14 protein-coding genes and 1 tRNA gene are annotated in these 16,410 nt (G+C 69.5%); 7 read left to right on the forward strand and 8 right to left on the reverse strand.

All coding sequences use genetic code 11. The features are described from left to right. Positions 1-24: 24 nt before the first annotated feature. The 5 genes from LV75_RS11625 to LV75_RS11645 form a co-directional block, all read right to left on the reverse strand. Positions 25-1,272: a beta-ketoacyl-[acyl-carrier-protein] synthase family protein gene (locus tag LV75_RS11625; RefSeq protein ID WP_253886826.1), complete on the reverse strand. Its 1,248-nt coding sequence runs from the start codon at positions 1,270-1,272 to the stop codon at positions 25-27. Positions 1,273-1,361: 89 nt separating this feature from the next. Next, entirely contained in the window at positions 1,362-1,613 is a 252-nt protein-coding gene (locus LV75_RS11630; RefSeq protein WP_253886827.1) for an acyl carrier protein, read from the reverse strand. A 69-nt stretch (positions 1,614-1,682) separates the two neighbouring features. Further along, the gene (locus tag LV75_RS11635) at positions 1,683-2,657 is read right to left on the reverse strand and encodes a beta-ketoacyl-ACP synthase III (protein WP_253886828.1); all 975 of its coding nucleotides are present in this window, start codon (positions 2,655-2,657) and stop codon (positions 1,683-1,685) included. After that, positions 2,654-3,592 carry an ACP S-malonyltransferase gene (locus LV75_RS11640; RefSeq protein WP_253886829.1) on the reverse strand — a complete coding sequence of 313 codons (939 nt, stop codon included), beginning with the start codon at positions 3,590-3,592 and terminating at the stop codon, positions 2,654-2,656. The genes LV75_RS11635 and LV75_RS11640 overlap by 4 nt, the downstream gene beginning before the upstream one ends. Positions 3,593-4,158: 566 nt before the next feature. After that, complete coding sequence (locus LV75_RS11645) at positions 4,159-5,346, reverse strand: PucR family transcriptional regulator (protein ID WP_253886830.1); 1,188 nt, start codon at positions 5,344-5,346, stop codon at positions 4,159-4,161. Between the two features lie 100 nt (positions 5,347-5,446). Between LV75_RS11645 and LV75_RS11650 the strand changes: the two genes are divergently transcribed. Beyond that, positions 5,447-6,355, forward strand: a complete 909-nt coding sequence (locus LV75_RS11650) for a hypothetical protein (protein ID WP_253886831.1) — start codon at positions 5,447-5,449, stop codon at positions 6,353-6,355. Here LV75_RS11650 and LV75_RS11655 read toward each other — a convergent pair whose 3' ends face one another. Together LV75_RS11655 and LV75_RS11660 are read right to left on the reverse strand one after the other, a co-directional pair. Then, positions 6,356-7,366 carry a hypothetical protein gene (locus LV75_RS11655; protein ID WP_253886832.1) on the reverse strand — a complete coding sequence of 337 codons (1,011 nt, stop codon included), beginning with the start codon at positions 7,364-7,366 and terminating at the stop codon, positions 6,356-6,358. Next, positions 7,359-7,922 (reverse strand): RNA polymerase sigma factor, encoded by a 564-nt coding sequence (locus LV75_RS11660; protein WP_308210921.1) that lies wholly within the window; start codon positions 7,920-7,922, stop codon positions 7,359-7,361. The genes LV75_RS11655 and LV75_RS11660 overlap by 8 nt, the downstream gene beginning before the upstream one ends. Before the next feature lie 822 nt (positions 7,923-8,744). On the opposite strand from LV75_RS11660, the gene LV75_RS11665 reads away from it, so the two are divergent. Then, complete coding sequence (locus tag LV75_RS11665; RefSeq protein WP_253886834.1) at positions 8,745-9,365, forward strand: nicotinamide mononucleotide transporter family protein; 621 nt, start codon at positions 8,745-8,747, stop codon at positions 9,363-9,365. Between the two features lie 138 nt (positions 9,366-9,503). Here LV75_RS11665 and aceE read toward each other — a convergent pair whose 3' ends face one another. Next, positions 9,504-12,269: a pyruvate dehydrogenase (acetyl-transferring), homodimeric type gene (gene aceE / locus LV75_RS11670; RefSeq protein WP_253886835.1), complete on the reverse strand. Its 2,766-nt coding sequence runs from the start codon at positions 12,267-12,269 to the stop codon at positions 9,504-9,506. 326 nt (positions 12,270-12,595) lie between these two features. Between aceE and LV75_RS11675 the strand changes: the two genes are divergently transcribed. From LV75_RS11675 to LV75_RS11695, 5 genes are all read left to right on the forward strand, one after another. Continuing rightward, positions 12,596-13,027 (forward strand): DUF3052 domain-containing protein, encoded by a 432-nt coding sequence (locus LV75_RS11675; RefSeq protein WP_253886836.1) that lies wholly within the window; start codon positions 12,596-12,598, stop codon positions 13,025-13,027. A gap of 104 nt (positions 13,028-13,131) precedes the next feature. Then, positions 13,132-13,590, forward strand: coding sequence for a peroxiredoxin (locus tag LV75_RS11680; RefSeq protein ID WP_253886837.1), 459 nt, complete (start codon positions 13,132-13,134; stop codon positions 13,588-13,590). Between the two features lie 40 nt (positions 13,591-13,630). Continuing rightward, a tRNA-Val gene (locus tag LV75_RS11685) sits at positions 13,631-13,705 on the forward strand. 197 nt (positions 13,706-13,902) lie between these two features. Next, positions 13,903-15,582, forward strand: coding sequence for an Eco57I restriction-modification methylase domain-containing protein (locus LV75_RS11690; RefSeq protein WP_253886838.1), 1,680 nt, complete (start codon positions 13,903-13,905; stop codon positions 15,580-15,582). Positions 15,583-15,594: 12 nt separating this feature from the next. Beyond that, a complete protein-coding gene (locus LV75_RS11695) occupies positions 15,595-16,347 on the forward strand; it encodes a PaeR7I family type II restriction endonuclease (RefSeq protein WP_253886839.1) in 753 nt (250 codons plus the stop codon). The last annotated feature ends 63 nt before the right edge of the window (positions 16,348-16,410 follow it).

Below are 16,410 nucleotides of genomic sequence, written 5' to 3' on the forward strand. Positions count from 1 at the left end.
TCAAGCTCCTCAGCGGATGGGGTCTCAGGCTGCGGTGAACAGCACGGCGACGTTGTGGCCGCCGAAGCCGAACGAGTTGTTGATCGCCGCGGCCAGTTCGACCTTGCGCGGTTCGCCGGTGACCACGTCCAGACCGACCTTGGCGTCGATCCGCTCGAGGTTCCTGGTCGCCGGGATGGTGCCGTAGTAGATCGACAGCAGCGTGATGATGCTCTCCACCGCGCCCGCGCCGCCGACCAAGTGGCCGAAGGAGGCCTTGGGCGCGGTGACCACCACGTGCTCACCGAGCGCCTTGCGGATCGCGGCCGCCTCGCCGACGTCGCCGACCACCGTGGAGGTGGCGTGCGCGTTGACGTGGCCGATGTCGGTCGGGGTGAGCCCGGCCAGGCGCACCGCGTTGGCCATGGCCGCGATCTGGCCGATGCCCTCCGGGTGGTTGCCGGTGATGTGGTGGGCGTCGGAGGTCATGCCGTAGCCGGAGACCTTGGCGTAGACCCGGGCGCCGCGGGCGGCGGCGTGGTCGGCGCGCTCGAGCACCACAACGCCCGCGCCCTCACCGAGCACGAACCCGTCGCGGTCGACGTCGAAGGGGCGCGAGGCCCGCTCCGGCTCGTCGTTGCGGGTGCTCAGCGTGCGCGATTGGCAGAAGCCGGCCACGGTGATCGGGTGGATGCAGGCCTCCGCGCCACCGGCGATGACCACGTCCGCCCGGCCGTTCTGGATCATCTGCCAGGCGTTGGCGATGCCCTCCGCGCCCGAGGCGCAGGCCGAGGCGACGGTGTGCACGCCAGCGCGGGCGCGCATCTCGATGCCCACGTGCGCGGCCGGGCCGTTGGGCATCAGCATCGGCACCGTCAGCGGCGAGACCTTGCGCAGACCCTGCGTCTCCAGGATGTCGTCCTGGTCGAGCAGGGTCACCGGGCCGCCGATGCCGGTGCCGATGCTGACCGCGAGCCGATCCGGGTCGACCGGTTCGTGCTCGTCGGTGGGGATGGCGAACCCGGCGTCCGCCCAGGCCTCCCTGGCGGCGATGACCGCGATCTGCTCGCACCGGTCGAGCCTGCGCGCCTGCACCCTCGGCAGGATCTCGGTCGGCTCGACGGCCAGCGTCGCGGCCAGGTGGGCGGGCAGGTCGTAGCGCGCGACCCAGTCCGCCGTGTTGGTCCTGATGCCGTTTCGGCCAGCGAGCAGGGCATCCCAGGTGGACGAGACGTCACCGCCGAGTGGCGTGGTCGCACCCAGCCCGGTGACGACGACATCGACGTTGCTCATGGGTTTCCTTCGCGAGCGGGATGGTGGATCACCGGCTTGTGGCAGGCGACCGGGGAGGGGGTTGGGTGGAGCCGGGGGTGGTGCTGGTCTCAGACGTTCTTCGCGACGTAGTTGACCGCGTCGCCGACCGTCTTGAGGTTCGCCAGCTCGTCGTCCGGGATCTTGACGCCGAACCGGTCCTCGGCCTGCACGGCGATCTCGACCATCGACAGCGAGTCGATGTCCAGGTCGTCCACGAAGGACTTGTCCGCGGTCACGTCGTCGGGCGCGACACCCGCGACCTCTTCGACGATCTCGGCGAGTCCCTCGAGGATCTCGGCGTCGCTGGGCTTCTCCGACATGCCAGGTGTCCTTCCTGCTGCTGTCCGACCCACCGGGTACCGCACCCGGCGGGGAGATCTGGTGCCCGCTCAGGGGCAGATGACGACCTGCCCGGCGTAGGACAGGCCCGCGCCGAAGCCGATCAGCAGGGCGAGGTCGCCCGGCTTGATCCGCCCAGCCGCGCGCATGTGGTCCACGGCCATCGGGATCGAGGCCGAGGAGGTGTTGCCGGAGTACACGATGTCGTCGGCGACGACCATGTCCTCCCTGGCGCCGTTGGCGCGCAGCTTCTTGGCGATCGACTCCACGATGCGCAGGTTCGCCTGGTGCGGGATGAGCACGTCGACCTGCTCCGGGGTCACGCCAGCGGCCTCCAGGGCGCGCAGCGCGATCGGCGCGATCTTGGTGGTGGCCCAGCGGAACACCGACTGGCCCTCCTGGAAGATCCACCGGTCGTCACGGGTGTGGATCATGTCGACCAGGTCGCCAGCGCTGCCCCAGACCACCGGGCCGATGCCCGCCTCCTCGGCGGGACCGACCACCGCCGCCCCGGCGCCGTCGGCGAAGATGATCGCGTTGGCCCGGTCGGTCGGGTCGACCCAGTCGGTGAGCTTCTCCGCGCCGATCACCAGCACCCGCTTCGCCGACCCGGAGCGCACCAGGTCCGACGCGGTGCCCAGCGCGTAGCAGAAGCCCGCGCAGGCCGCGTTGAGGTCGAACGCGCCAGCGGCCTTGACCCCGATCCGGTCGGCGACCTGGGCCGCGCCGTTGGGGATGGGCGAGGGCATGGTGCAGTTGGCCAGGATGACCGTGTCCACGTCCGAGGGCGACAGGCCGGAGTCGGCCAGCGCCTTGGACCCGGCCGCGACGGCCATGTCGACCAGCTTCTGGTCCGCACCGGCGAAGCGCCGCTCGACGATGCCGACCCGCTCGCGGATCCACTCGTCGCTGGTGTCCAGGTGCTGGGAGAGCTCGTCGTTGGTGACGATGCGCTCCGGCTGGAACGAGCCGAAGCCCAGGATCCGGGTGGCCTTGGCGGTCTGGGCGAGGCGCAACTGGGTCACGCGGCACCCCCGTCGGCGGTCCCTGCGATGAGCTCCAGCACCGCTGCCAGGTCGTCCGGTGTCTTGAGCGCCACGACCGGCACCCCCTTCAACTCGCGCTTGGCCAGCCCGACCAGTGCACCGGCTGGCGGGAACTCCACGATCGCGGTCACGCCGCGCTCGGCCATCGTCGCCATGCACCGGTCCCACCGGACCGGGTTGGTCACCTGCGCCACCAGCCGGTCGAGCACCTCGGTGCCGTCGGCGACCACGCCGCCGTCGGCGTTGGACAGCAGGGTGCGGGTCGCCCCGGCCGGGGTGGCCAGGGTCGCCGCGTGCGCCCGCAGCGCGTCCTGCGCCGGGGCCATGTAGTGGGTGTGGAAGGCGCCCGCGACCTTCAGCGTGATCGCCTTGGCCCCCTCCGGCGGCTCGGCGGCCAGCTTCTCGAGGGCGTCCTTGCTGCCCGCGGCCACGATCTGACCGGCGCCGTTGCGGTTGGCCGCGACCAGGCCCAGCTCGTCGAGGCGGGCCAGGATGCCCTCCTCGGTGCCGCGCACCAGGGCGGCCATCCCGGTCGGCTCGAGCTCGCAGGCGGCGGCCATCTCCCGGCCGCGCACGGCGGCGAGCGCGATGGCGTCCTCCTCGGTCAGCACCCCGGCGATGGCCGCCGCGGCGAACTCACCGATGGAGTGGCCCGCGATGACCGCGTCGGCCGGGATCTCGACCCGGCTCGCCAGCTCCGCGTGCGCCAGCAGCGTGGCGGCCACGATCAGCGGCTGGGTGATCGCGGTGTCCTTGATCTCGTCGGCCTCGGCGGTGGTGCCCAGCCGCGCCAGGTCGAGCCCGGCGATCTCGGACCAGGCGGCCAGCCGCTCGGCGGCGCCGGGCAGCTCGAGCCAGGGCGTCAGCATGCCGGGGGACTGGGAACCCTGGCCGGGCGCGAGGAGTGCGATCACCTGACCAGCCAACACCGAGACGGCCGCCGGGGCGCATGCCGTCACTCACCAAGTCGGGGCACCGACTTTGTGGAGAACCTCCAAAAGTGACGACCCTATTACCACTCGCGATGGCGATTCGTTGTCAGTTGTCGTGTCCGACACTGTGCTGTTGCCCTCTGTTAGTGCGGCGGTCCCTACCTGGGGGGACGTGCTCGGCTCGCCTGCGGCGTCGCGAGCGAGGGGGGCCTGCTCGTTGCCTGGCGGCAACCTCGCGGCTCGGTCCTGGTGGTGCGGTGGGCTCGATGGGGCGGACTTCCTTTGCGCGGGGCCCCTACGACACCCGTGGCAGGACCGCAAAGCAGGGGCCGAAAAGACTGGCCCTGCCGCGAGGAAACGCTACGGGTGTCGTCCCCCCGCGCAAAGGAAGTCCGCCCCATCGAGCAGTTGGCACCGGCGGCTCCGAGGAGCGCGGGGTTGAGCGGGTGGGTTGGGGCGGACCTGACGGGGGCTGGGTTGGCACCTCGGCGTCCGGGTGTTTAGCGATTGGCTAGGTGGGCTGGGCCCGGTTCCTGGGGGAGCGGTGGCTACCAGAGGCCGCGCGAGCGCGAGAGGCGGCCGACGGCCAGGGCGACGCGCAGGACTAGGGCGTCTCGCGGGTCGCCTGCGTTGCGGCCGGTCAGTTCGGTTGCTTTGCGCAGGCGGTAGCGGACGGTGTTCGGGTGGACGAAGAGTTGTCGGGCGCAGGTCTCCAGGACGCCGCCGGTGGCCAGGTATGCCTCGACCGTCTCCTGGAGCGCGCCGCCCGCCTCTTCCAGCGGGCGCGCCACGCGGTCGATGAGTTGCCACTCGGCTTCCGGGTCGCCAGCCAGGGCCCGCTCGGGCAGCAGGTCGGCCGAGCGGACCGGGCGGGGTGCGTCTGGCCAGGCGACCACCGCGCGCAGCCCGGACAGCGCGTCCGAGGAGCTGCGGTGCGCTTCGGCGATGCTGGACACGGTGGGGCCCGCGACGACCGCGCCGTCGCCGAAGGCGGCGGACATCTTGGCCAGGACCTCCTGGTCGACGGCGTCCTCGGCGGGTCCGGCGAGGACGATGACCAGCCGGGCTCCCTGCACGCTCAGCAGCACCGGTCGCCCGGCCCGCGCCGCTCGGCTGCGGACCTCGTAGACCACCGTCGGCGGGTCGTCGGAGGGTGGGTTGCCGACCAGCACGGTGGCCTCCGCCGCCGGGTCCCAGCCCAGCGCGGCGGCTCGCGACAGCAGTGACTCCTCGGCGTCGCCGCGCACGATCCCGTCGACGACCAGGGCCTCCAGCCGCGCGTCCCAGGCGCCGCGGGCCTCGGCGGCCGAGGCGTAGGACATGGCCGAGGCGAAGGCGACCTCGCGGCCGTAGCGCAGCACCGCCTCCGAGAGCACGGCCCGCTCGGCGTCGTCGGCGGCCAGGTCGGGCACCAGGTCCTCGAAGATCTGCAGCGACACCCGGACCATCTCCACGGTCTGGCGCAGGCTGATCCACCGCGACAGGTCCCGCGGCGCGCCGCGGAAGGTGTCGGTCGTCAGCCGCAGCGCCTCGCGGGGGTCGCGCAGCCACGCGGTGAACCCGGCGACGCCGTTCTGCGCGACCAGCAGCACCGAGGCCCGCTGGTCGGCGGGCATCCGGCCGAACCAGGCGAACTGCTCGTCCATCGTCGCCACCGCCGCGGCCGCGAGCTTGCCGGAGGCCCGCTCCACCGCCGCCAGCGTCGCCGCGGACAGCCCTTCCGACGCCGAACTCATCCCACCACTCCCATTCCCCAACTCTCGCACGTCACACCGGCTTGCCCACGGGGGACACCGCCGCCAGACTTGATCGGTACCGGCTACGTGGAGGTGCCCGGTGGGGGACAGGGGTCGGGTGTTCACCTGGATCGCCTCGCTCGCTTTGATCGCCGCGGTCGTGGCGTTGACCTCGTGCGCGGCCGAGGCGCAACCGGAGATCTCCCTCGGCGAGACGTCCGCGGGTGTCGGGTCCGGGGCTTCCTCGAAACCGGCGGACTTGCCCGTCGTCCACGACGGCGATGAGGTGGTCGCCACCGGCTTCGTACTCGCGGAGCCCGGTAAGCCTTCCCGGTTCTGCGCACCCGCGCCGATGAGCGGGGTGGACACGGACCGCTGCCGGTTCAACGTCCCGATCACCGGCGTCGACGGCAAGGACCTGCCCGACCCGGTGACGCTGCGCGGGACTTGGCGGGCGGGCACCTTCGAGGTGATCCGGCAGGAGCCCGCCCCGCCCGCGTCCACGCCGCCCGACCCCGCCGTCCCGTGCCCGGCCCCGGGAGGCGGGTGGCTGACCAACAACGACGCCGACACCAAGGACCTGCACCGCTACGTCGTCGACGAGCACCCCGAGGACTTCCGCCAGCCCTGGATCGCCTGGCCCAACGGCTTCCCGTCCGGGAACGTCCCGACCGAGGACGTGGCGCGCCAGGCCCGGGTCATGGTGGTCGAGGTCGTGCACGGGGAGCTCGCCGACGTGCGCAAGGCGCTGGAGTCGCGCTACACCGGCAACTTGTGCGTCGTCGCGGCCGGTGCCGGGCTCAGCATCGCCGACCAGGCACACGTCCGCGACGCCACCGAGAAGGCGATCGAGCCGTTCCTGAACGACCCGGCGTTCGGCATCTACGCCACCAGCGCCGCCGACAAGCTCACCGTCGACCTGGTGGTGCTGACCCCGGAGTTGGTGTCCGGGTTCAGTTCCCTGCCGATGGCGCTGGTGGAGTTCGACCCCTGGGTGCGCCCCGCCTGATCACGGGTAGACGGGGGTCAGCCAGGACCGGACGTGCAGCGGGGCCTGCCGCCCGATGGCCGCGATCAGCCTGTTGTGCAAGTCGACGGTCAGCCGCACGACGTCCACGACGATCTCGTTCGTTGAGCTGATCTGGTAGATCCCGTTGGCCGGGTCCGCCATCAGGTCGGTCAGCGCCTTCGAGCGCGACACCTCCTCGGCCCGGTTGTAGTCCGCGATGGTGCTCCAGTCCGGTGTGGACATCACACAGAGGTTCCCGGTGTAGCGGGCCCGCATCTCCCGCAGCTCGGCGCGGGGGTCGCCGGTGACGACCCCGACCACCAGGACCTCCGGCGGCCGGGTGCCGGGTTCACCGGTCGGCACCACCAGCGGGCCGTTGGGGTAGTCGACCCTGGGTGGGTGGAACCGGTCGGGGCGGGCGTAGAGGTAGTCGTGCAGCGCGTTGCTGTCGGCGTTGCCCGGCTGCCAGCCCCCCGGCGGCGGGGCGCAGTCCATCGGTATGTCCGTGTGCCCGTCGCTGTTCGGGGCAGGCGTGCCCAACGTGGCGTCGTGCAGCACCCCGCCGCTTAAAGTGCCCTTCAGGGTGACCTCGGAGCCGACGGGAACCTGCACCCCCGTGAACGGGAGGCCGATCGGGCACCCCTCCCCGAATGTCGGCACGGGCGGGCACAGCAGGCGTTGCCCCGCTGATTCGCTGACCGTCCCGGTCGCCTGGGCCGGCCCGTCTTGCATCAAACGCAACTCCAACGTCCTGCCCACGACCCACGTCACCGTCGGGATCGCCACCGTGGCAGGGTTTTCCACCCGCTGCGCGGGCGTGGTCGGCGCGGCCTTCGGCCAGGCCACCACCGCCCCGACGCTGATCACCACCACCGCCGCGGCCGCAACGGCGAGGTACGCGGACCTGTGCCCACCCCGCCACCGCCGCACGTCGGGCTCCGGCGGTTCCGGCTGCGCCAGCCGCCACCGCTCGCCGTCCGCCCGCAACAGCTCGTCAACCGGATCACCCATCGGACATCTCCAACCGCTCTCGAAGTTTCGCCCGAGCGTCGGAGAGCGTCGACTTGACCGTCCCCTCCCCGCACCCCATGACGGCCGCCGTCTCCGCGATGCTGAGATCGGCGTAGTAGAAGCAATCCACCGCCAGCCGCTGCCGTTCGGTCAGCCCGGCCAGCGCCCGCCCCAGATCGACCCGCGCCGCCACCGCTTCCGCCCCCGGCGCCCCCGCGATTCCCACGACCGCCACCACCTGCTCGGCGTCGTCACCCGTCCACCCCGCCGCCCAGCCCGCGGTCCGCCCCCGCCGCCGGACCGCCTTCCGCACCTGGTCCGCCGCGATCGCCAACAACCACACCCGCGGCGACCCCCGAGCCGGGTCGTACTGCCGCCGCTTCACCCAAGCCCGCGCCAACACCTCCTGCACCACGTCGTCCCGATCAACCCCCCACCCCGCCCCCAACCGCCCGACCCCCAGTCGCCCCACCACCCGCGCCACAACCCCCACATGCGGCCCAACCCACTCCGCAAACCCCTCGGCCCCCTCCGGAGCCCGCCCCATCCCGCTCATCCCGTCCACACCCCCCACTACCCCCGCCTCCACCCCCACAGTTGGCCCCCGTAACCCAACCGTGACCCACCCCCCACCCGAACCCTCACCCAACCCTCGACGCCATGCCCCAAGCCAAGCGGCCCCACTTGCCCATGCGACGGCCAAAGGCCAACCAGGCTTCACTTTCCGATGCAACGGCCGCAGGCCAAGCGAGCCCCACACGAGCGCCGTCCGACGCTGTAGAGGCTCATCAGTGAAAGTTACGTTCCCGCCCTGGTTGTCCAGGTGCTCCACGGCCCCGTGCGCTCCGCGCACTCCCGCCGCTCCGCACCTTCCCACCCACTCGATGCGAGGGCCGCCAGGCCCAAGCGAGCCACGCCCACTCCGGGTGTTCTGCTCTTCCGTCCGCTACGCAAGCTCCCCCGGACTCCGCGCTCCACACCTTCCCCGCCCAGGTTGTCCAGGTGCTCCGCAGCTCCGTGCGCTCCGCGCACTCCCGCCGCTCCGCACCTTCCCCACCACCGCACCGTGGGGGTCTGGGGGGTCGCCCCCCAGATACAACAAACGCCCGATCAACTGAGCGCGTTCCGCGAACACGCAGAGCCAATCGGGCGGGCCGCCCGGCATGTCGGTGCGCTCGATGCCGGGCGGCCCATCTCCCCGGTCCCCACCGGTAGTTCCACTATGGAGCGCGGCGGGGGCGGGTGCCAGGCGAGGCGGGGGAGTTCCCTCTTTCGTGGCATTTCGCCGCCGGGTACCGGCCTGCCGGTCACCCTGGGAACAAGCGGGCCGGGCCCGGTGTTCGGGTAGCTGTCCGGTCGCGTGGGGTGAGGGGGCGTGGTGGGGGTTCTGCTGGAGACCTCGATCTCGGTGTTCGGTCAGCGGATCGCGTTGGCGGAGCTGTTCGGCCAGGTTTTCGCGTTGGCCGTGGTGTTCTTGGCGCAGCGGCGGACGTTGTGGACGTGGCCGGTGCAGTTGGCGTCGGTGGTGTTGTTGTTCACCGTGTACGTGTCCGCGCACCTGGGTGGTCTCGCGGTGCGCCAGGTCGTGGTCGGGTTGATCGCCGTCTACGGCTGGTGGGCGTGGGCGCGCCGCCGGGATCCGGTGTTCGGGGTGGCGGTGCGGCGGGCCACGCGGGGTGAGTTGTTGGCGACCGCGGCGGCTTTTGTCGTCGGCACGGCCGGGTTCGCGTTGGTCCTCGACGCGCTGGATGCCTCTTGGGCGCCGTGGCCGGATGCGGCGATCTTCATCGGGACCGTGCTTGCGTTCGCCCTGCAGGCTTGGGGCCTGGTCGAGTTCTGGCTCGTATGGCTGGTGGTCGACGCCGTAGGTGTGCCGTTGCAGCTACAAGGCGGCTTGTGGTTCAGCGCCCTCGTCTACACCGTTTTCGCGGGTTTGGTCATCCACGGCTGGGTCACCTGGTACCGCTCCGCCAAGCATCAGGTGCCCGCGACCGTGTAAGGCGCTCAGCGGGCCGTAGCGCCATCCCGGGCAATCTGGGGCGGCATTCACCGAATACACCCGCGAGAGGCGCCTATAGGGCCCGTTAGACGCATTCGGCCGGGTCCCCGCACACGCGGGGACCCGGCCGAGCGCACGTCAGGCGGAGCCGGGGTCCGAAGTCTGCGGACCGGCGGCGGACACGTCGTCGATGCGGTAGCGGCTCGCGGCCTCGGTGACCTTGTCCCGGGAGACCTCACCGCGGCGGGCGAGCGCGGCCAGCGCGCCGACCGTGATCGACTCGGCGTCCACCAGGAAGTGCCGCCGGGCGGCCGGGCGGGTGTCGGAGAAACCGAACCCGTCGGTGCCCAGGGTGAACATGTCGGTGGGGACCCACGGCCGGATCAGGTCCGGGACCGCGCTCATCCAGTCCGACACCGCCACGACCGGGCCGACGCCCTCGGTGAGCACCGAGGTGACGTACGGCACCCGCGGCTCGGCCTGCGGGTGCAGCAGGTTGTGCCGCTCCACCTCGACCGCGTCGCGGCGCAGCTCCGCCCACGAGGTCGCCGACCACACCTCGGCGCCGACGCCCCACTCCTCGGCCAGCAGCCGCTGCGCCTTGAGCGCGGCGGGCATCGCCACGCCGGAGACCAGGATCCGCGCCCGCGGCCCCTCGGTCGAGGGCGCCTCGGCGTACCGGTACAGACCGCGCAGCAGGCCCTCGACGTCGAGGTTCGCGGGCTCCGCGGGCTGCTGGTACGGCTCGTTGTAGATCGTCAGGTAGTAGAAGATGTCCTCGGCCTGCTCGCCGTACATCCGGCGCAGACCGTCCTTCACGATGTGCGCGATCTCGAACGACCACGCCGGGTCGTAGGCCACCACGGCCGGGTTGGTCGCCGCCAGCAGCAGCGAGTGCCCGTCGTTGTGCTGCAGGCCCTCACCGGTCAGCGTCGTGCGACCCGCGGTGGCGCCGAGCACGAACCCGCGCGCCATCTGGTCCGCCGCCGCCCACAGGCCGTCGCCGGTGCGCTGGAAGCCGAACATCGAGTAGAAGATGTAGATCGGCACCATCGGTTCGCCGTGGGTGGCGTAAGAGGTGCCCGCGGCGGTGAACGACGCGGTTGAGCCTGCCTCGTTGATGCCCTCGTGCAGGATCTGGCCCTGCTCGCTCTCCTTGTACGACAGCATCAGCGACGCGTCGACCGAGGTGTAGAGCTGGCCCTGCGGGTTGTAGATCTTCTGCGTCGGGAACATCGAGTCCATGCCGAACGTGCGCGCCTCGTCCGGGATGATCGGCACCAGCCGCGGCCCGATCTCCGGGTCCTTGGCCAGGTCGCGCACCAGCCGGACGAACGCCATCGTGGTGGCGACCTCCTGCTTGCCGGACCCGCGCTTGAGCACGTCGTAGACCTTGTCGCCGGGCAGCGCCAGCGTCTTGGCCTTGGTCCGCCGCTCCGGCAGGAACCCGCCGAGCTGGCGGCGCCGCTCCTGCAGGTACTGGATCTCCGGGGCGTCCTGGCCGGGGTGGAAGTACGGCGGCAGGTACGGGTTCTTCTCGAGGTCCTCGTCGGAGATCGGGATGCGCAGGGTGTCGCGGAACGCCTTGAGGTCGTCCAGGGTCATCTTCTTCATCTGGTGCGTGGCGTTGCGCGCCTCGAAGTGCGGACCGAGGTTGTAGCCCTTGATCGTCTTCGCCAGGATCACCGTGGGCTGGCCGACGTGCTCGGTCGCCGCCTGGTAGGCCGCGTACACCTTGCGGTAGTCGTGGCCGCCGCGCTTGAGGTTCCAGATGTCCTGGTCGGACATCGGGGTGACCAGCTCCTTGGTGCGCGGGTCGCGGCCGAAGAAGTGCTCCCGGACGAAGGCGCCGTCGTTGGCCTTGTAGGTCTGGTAGTCCCCGTCGGGGGTGGTGTTCATCAGGTTGATCAGCGCGCCGTCGCGGTCGGCGTGCAGCAGCGCGTCCCACTCCCGGCCCCAGATGACCTTGATGACGTTCCAGCCCGCGCCGCGGAAGAACGCCTCCAGCTCCTGGATGATCTTGCCGTTGCCGCGGACCGGCCCGTCCAGCCGCTGCAGGTTGCAGTTGATCACGAAGGTGAGGTTGTCGAGCTGCTCGTTGGCCGCCACGTGCACCAGGCCGCGCGACTCCGGCTCGTCCATCTCGCCGTCGCCGAGGAACGCCCATACTCGCTGGTCGGAGGTGTCCTTGATGCCCCGGTCGCGCAGGTAGCGGTTGAACCGCGCCTGGTAGATGGCGTTCATCGGGCCCAGGCCCATGGAGACGGTCGGGAACTCCCAGAAGTCCGGCATCAGCCGCGGGTGCGGGTACGACGGCAGGCCACCGCCGGGCCCGGCGTGCGAGAGCTCCTGGCGGAACCCGTCGAGCTGCGAGGTGGAGAGCCTGCCCTCGAGGAACGCGCGGGCGTAGATGCCGGGCGAGGCGTGGCCCTGCACGTAGATCTGGTCGCCGCCGCCGGGGTGGTTCTTGCCGCGGAAGAAGTGGTTGAAGCCCACCTCGTAGAGGGCGGCCGAGGACGCGTAGGTCGAGATGTGCCCGCCGACGCCGACGCCGGGGCGCTGCGCGCGGTGCACGGTCATCGCGGCGTTCCAGCGGATCCACGCCCGGTACCGCCGCTCCACCTCCTCGTCACCGGGGAACCAGGGCTCCTTCTCGGTGGGGATGGTGTTCACGTAGTCGGTGCTGGTCAGGGCCGGGACCCCGACGTGGCTCTCCCTGGCCCGCTCGAGCAGCCGCAGCATCAGGTAGCGCGCGCGCTGCTGCCCGCCACCGGCCAACGCCGCGTCGAAGGACTCCAACCACTCCGCGGTCTCCTCGGGATCGATGTCCGGGAGGTGCGCGGCGAGACCGTCGCGGATGACGCGGACGCGCTCGTGGGCGGGCTGGTTTTTCTGCGTGGCCAACTCGGAGCTCCAGCCTGATCAGAGGACAAGTTTTCGCGCGCGCGATACCACGCGCTTGAGTGACACTCTGCCATGTTCCGCTCGCCGGGCGGCGGTGTCGTCCTTACTGTTCAGTACAACGCAGTGGGGTCGCTCGCGCGGTCCGGTTCGGGGGGTACCCGACCGGCCCGCGTGGCAACCTCGGGCGGCGTGTCGAACAGCGGACGGTTGCGCAGGTGGCCACTGTCAGTGTTCGCTATCGCCTAACCGAACAGGCACAACGCGGTCGACGACCCTCGGACGAGGGGGTTGGAGCACCGCGCGAGCACAACTGGAGGAGTGACACCGTGGTGGCCGCGGGAGACGCCGGGAACGCCGACGTCGCCGACAAGCTGGGGATCGAGGCCGGCAACGTAGTCCAGGAGCTCGGCTGGGACGAGGACGTCGACGACGACCTGCGTGCCGCCGTCGAGGAGCGCATCGGCTCCGACCTGCTGGACGAGGAAGCCGACGAGGTCGTCGACATCGTGCTGCTGTGGTGGCGCGAGGAGGACGGGGACCTGGTCGACACCCTGATGGACGCGATCGGACCCCTCGCCGACAACGGCGTGATCTGGGTGCTGACGCCCAAGACCGGTAGGCCGGGGCACGTCGAACCGAGCGACATCGCCGAGGCGGTGCCCACCGCGGGGTTGGCCCAGACCTCCAGCGTGAGCGTCGGCCAGGACTGGTCCGGTACCAGGTTGGTGGCGCCCAAGTCAGCCAAGCCCAAGCGCTGAACCTGTGCTGGCGGTCACCCGGGTGCTCACCCACCCGGGTGGCCTAGGCTGACCGGGCACAGTCTCGGCGCGGCGACGCGCCCCAGCCACGGAGGATGCCGGGTATGGCGGTCGAGGTCGGTTCGAAGGCCCCGGACTTCACGCTCAACGACTACAACAAGCAGCCGGTGGCGCTGGCGGACTACCGGGGGGCCAAGAACGTGCTCCTGGTGTTCTACCCGTTCGCCTTCAGCGGCACCTGCCAGGGCGAGCTCTGCCAGGTCCGCGACGAGCTCGCCGACTACACCGACAACAACGTCCAGGTCATCGGCGTGTCCGTAGACACCCCGTTCAGCCTCAAGGCCTGGGCGACGCAGCAGAACTACCAGTTCCCCCTCCTCTCCGACTTCTGGCCCCACGGCGACGTCGCCAAGCTCTACGGCGTCTTCAACGAGGCGGCAGGCCTGGCGAACCGCGGCACCTTCCTGATCGACACGGAGGGCACCGTCCGCTTCGCCGAGATCAACGGCCCCGGCGAGGCCCGCGACCAGGAAGCCTGGAAGAAGGCCGTAGCGGCGCTGTAAGTTCAACCCCGTGCCCCCTTGCGGTTGGGGGCACGGACCCGGGCGCATAGCTCAGCGGGAGAGCACTCGGTTTACACCCGAGCGGTCGCAGGTTCGAATCCTGCTGCGCCCACCAATCAAAGCTGGGGTGGTCTGGCGACAGCTTTGTCGGCCGAACCTGGACAATGGCGATTTGGTTGATCGATTGGTTGACTCCCAGTGACAGGTTCACCCTGTATCGCCGTGCCTGTGCGGATCAGCCTTGCCCGGGGTTGGTTTGGTCGTGCGGCGATGCGGCACGGGTGGCGATGGTGGGCAAGCTAAGGTCATCCCGTGGTGACCTCGGAACTCTTTGCCCTCGACAGTCTCGATCTGCCGGAGGAGATGCGGCAGGCGGTTGAACACGGGGAAGTCTTCACTCGTCGATGGGTTGTCGATGTCATCCTCGACTTGGTCGGGTACACCGCCGAGAAGCGCCTCTCGGACATGGTCATCGTGGAGCCCGCCTGCGGTGGCGGAGCGTTCGTAGAGGCCATCGTCGAGCGCTTGAGCGAGTCATGCCGCACTTACGGGGTCCCGCTGTCCGAGGCGCACCAGGCTATCCGTGCGTCAGATCTGCTTGATCACAACGTCAAGCTGACTCGTGACCGAGCGAGGGAGCAGTTGCTGGCTGGCGGCTGGGGCGATGCCGAAGTCGATGCCGCCGTGCGGAACTGGGTGTTCCAGTCTGACTACCTCCTGCGACAGCCAGAGGGTGACAGTGCTGACTTCGTAGTGGGCAACCCGCCCTACATTCGCCTGGAGGACGTCCCCGCCGTACGGTCTCGTGCGTATCGGCGAGCTTGTCCGACCATGGGCGGTCGGGCGGACATCTATGTCGGCTTCTACGAGGTCGGCTTGCGCAACCTGAAGCCCGGGGGACGCCTCGGCTACATCTGCGCCGATCGTTGGATGCGAAATCAGTACGGTCGCGAGCTACGGAGGATGGTAGCCGAGTCTTACAGCGTGGAAATGGTTCTGACGATGCATGATGTTGATGCCTTCGACGAAGCGGTGACGGCTTACCCGGCCATCACGATCATTCGAAACGGGCAGCAATCGAATGCGATCGCCGCCGATGCCACTCGCGACTTCGATGCGCCTGAAGCGAAGAAGCTTCTTCACTGGGTGTCGGGTCGGGGCAATCGGGTCCGTACGGCTTCGTACCACGCTGCTCGGTTGCCGCACTGGTTCAAGGATGGCGACTCCTGGCCCGCCGCATCGCCTGCTCGGCTGGCCATGCTTGAGGAACTGGCGGGTCGTTTCCCGCTGCTGGAAGACAAGGCGACCGGTACGCGCGTGGGGATTGGAATCGCTACCGGGGCCGACAAGGTATTCGTTGTGGACGGCAACGGGCAGACTGGTGTGGAGCGCGATCGGCTGCTTCCGCTGGCAATGGTTCGTGACACGAGGAGTGGCGAGCTCAGATGGGGTGGAAGCTGCCTGGTGAACCCGTGGAGTTGTGCGGGTGAGCTTGTCAACCTCGCCGACTATCCGGGCCTGGCTCGGTACTACGAGAGCCACGCAGATGTGCTCCGCAACCGATACGTGGCGGCCAAACAGCCCGCCAAGTGGTATAAGACCATCGACAAGGTCGACCACAGTCTGATCGGCAGGCCGAAACTTCTTCTGCCCGACATGAAGATGACGATTCATCCCGTGCTGGACGAGGGTGGGCTGTACCCTCACCACAACCTCTACTTCGTTGTCTCGAATGTCTGGGATATGAAGGTGCTCGGTGGCCTGCTTCTGTCGGAGGTGGCTGAAGCTTTTGTGAGCGCGTATGCCGTCAAGATGCGTGGCGGTACACTGCGATTTCAGGCTCAGTACCTGCGAAAGATCCGCATACCGGCGGCTGATGCGATCAGCGATGAGGATAAGGTGGCTCTCTCAGACGCATTCGTCGAACGCGACGTACGAGCTGCGACAGTCGCAGCGATGCGGGCTTATGGGATCGCTGAGATACCGGAGTAGGGGGAGTGAACTTTGACAGTAACCCGCGAGGACTTCGAGAGCGCTGTCGTCGCATACTGGGACGCGAAGAAGATGCAGCGTGAACTGTCTGCGATCAAGGACGCTGTAGGGGCTGGTACGGCTGCTGCGGTACGTGGTGGGAAGCACTTCGACTCGATCGCGCTGCTAATGGCCAAGTTCTTCGTCGACGCAGGATTTCCACCCGAAGCGATCCGGGTGTCCAAGCGGCAGCGACTGGAGTTGCCCGGCTACTTTCGCCCGCAGAAGCAGTGGGATCTGGTCGTGACTTATCGGGATACCCTGGTTGCAGCCTTTGAACTCAAGGCGCTTGGCGGGCCTTCTTATGGGAACAACTACAACAATCGAGTGGAGGAGGCGCTAGGAAGCGCCATGGACCTCAGGCGGGCGGCGCTTGCCGACCTCTTTCCGGGGGAGAAGCCCTGGTTGGGGTACTTCTTCATCATGGAGGACGGCCCTGGTTCGCGCAAGAAGAATATCGCGCTGAAGAAGGGTGCGTTGCCGGTAGACAGTATCTGGGAAGGGACTTCCTATCAGGATCGCTTTGCGATCTTCTGTGATCGGCTCATGGATGAACAAATCTATGATGCAGTTTGCTATATCACTTCCTCGGAAGCTGAGCCATTGCCGAAGGAGCCGGTCGAGAGATTGGACTGGCGGCACTTCTCGGCTGCGGTCAACGCGAGGCTAACATATCTGAGGGATCTTGGTTTGCCGGGAGGTCGCGGTGGCCAGCTGCGGTTCTAGTGCGCGCCGAGCCGGATTCGCCGCCGCATCGAGATGGGCGGCGTTGCTCTGCAGCCAATGACC

The organism is Actinokineospora diospyrosa (assembly GCF_024171925.1).
Classification (GTDB): domain Bacteria; phylum Actinomycetota; class Actinomycetes; order Mycobacteriales; family Pseudonocardiaceae; genus Actinokineospora; species Actinokineospora diospyrosa.

Bases quoted from the DNA above. Each gene is read 5' to 3' on its own strand.
- LV75_RS11625 (WP_253886826.1), bottom strand. From the start codon at position 1,272: ATGAGCAACGTCGATGTCGTCGTCACCGGGCTGGGTGCGACCACGCCA.
- LV75_RS11630 (WP_253886827.1), bottom strand. From the start codon at position 1,613: ATGTCGGAGAAGCCCAGCGACGCCGAGATCCTCGAGGGACTCGCCGAG.
- LV75_RS11645 (WP_253886830.1), bottom strand. From the start codon at position 5,346: ATGAGTTCGGCGTCGGAAGGGCTGTCCGCGGCGACGCTGGCGGCGGTG.
- LV75_RS11655 (WP_253886832.1), bottom strand. From the start codon at position 7,366: ATGGGTGATCCGGTTGACGAGCTGTTGCGGGCGGACGGCGAGCGGTGG.
- LV75_RS11660 (WP_308210921.1), bottom strand. From the start codon at position 7,922: ATGAGCGGGATGGGGCGGGCTCCGGAGGGGGCCGAGGGGTTTGCGGAG.
- LV75_RS11680 (WP_253886837.1), top strand. From the start codon at position 13,132: ATGGCGGTCGAGGTCGGTTCGAAGGCCCCGGACTTCACGCTCAACGAC.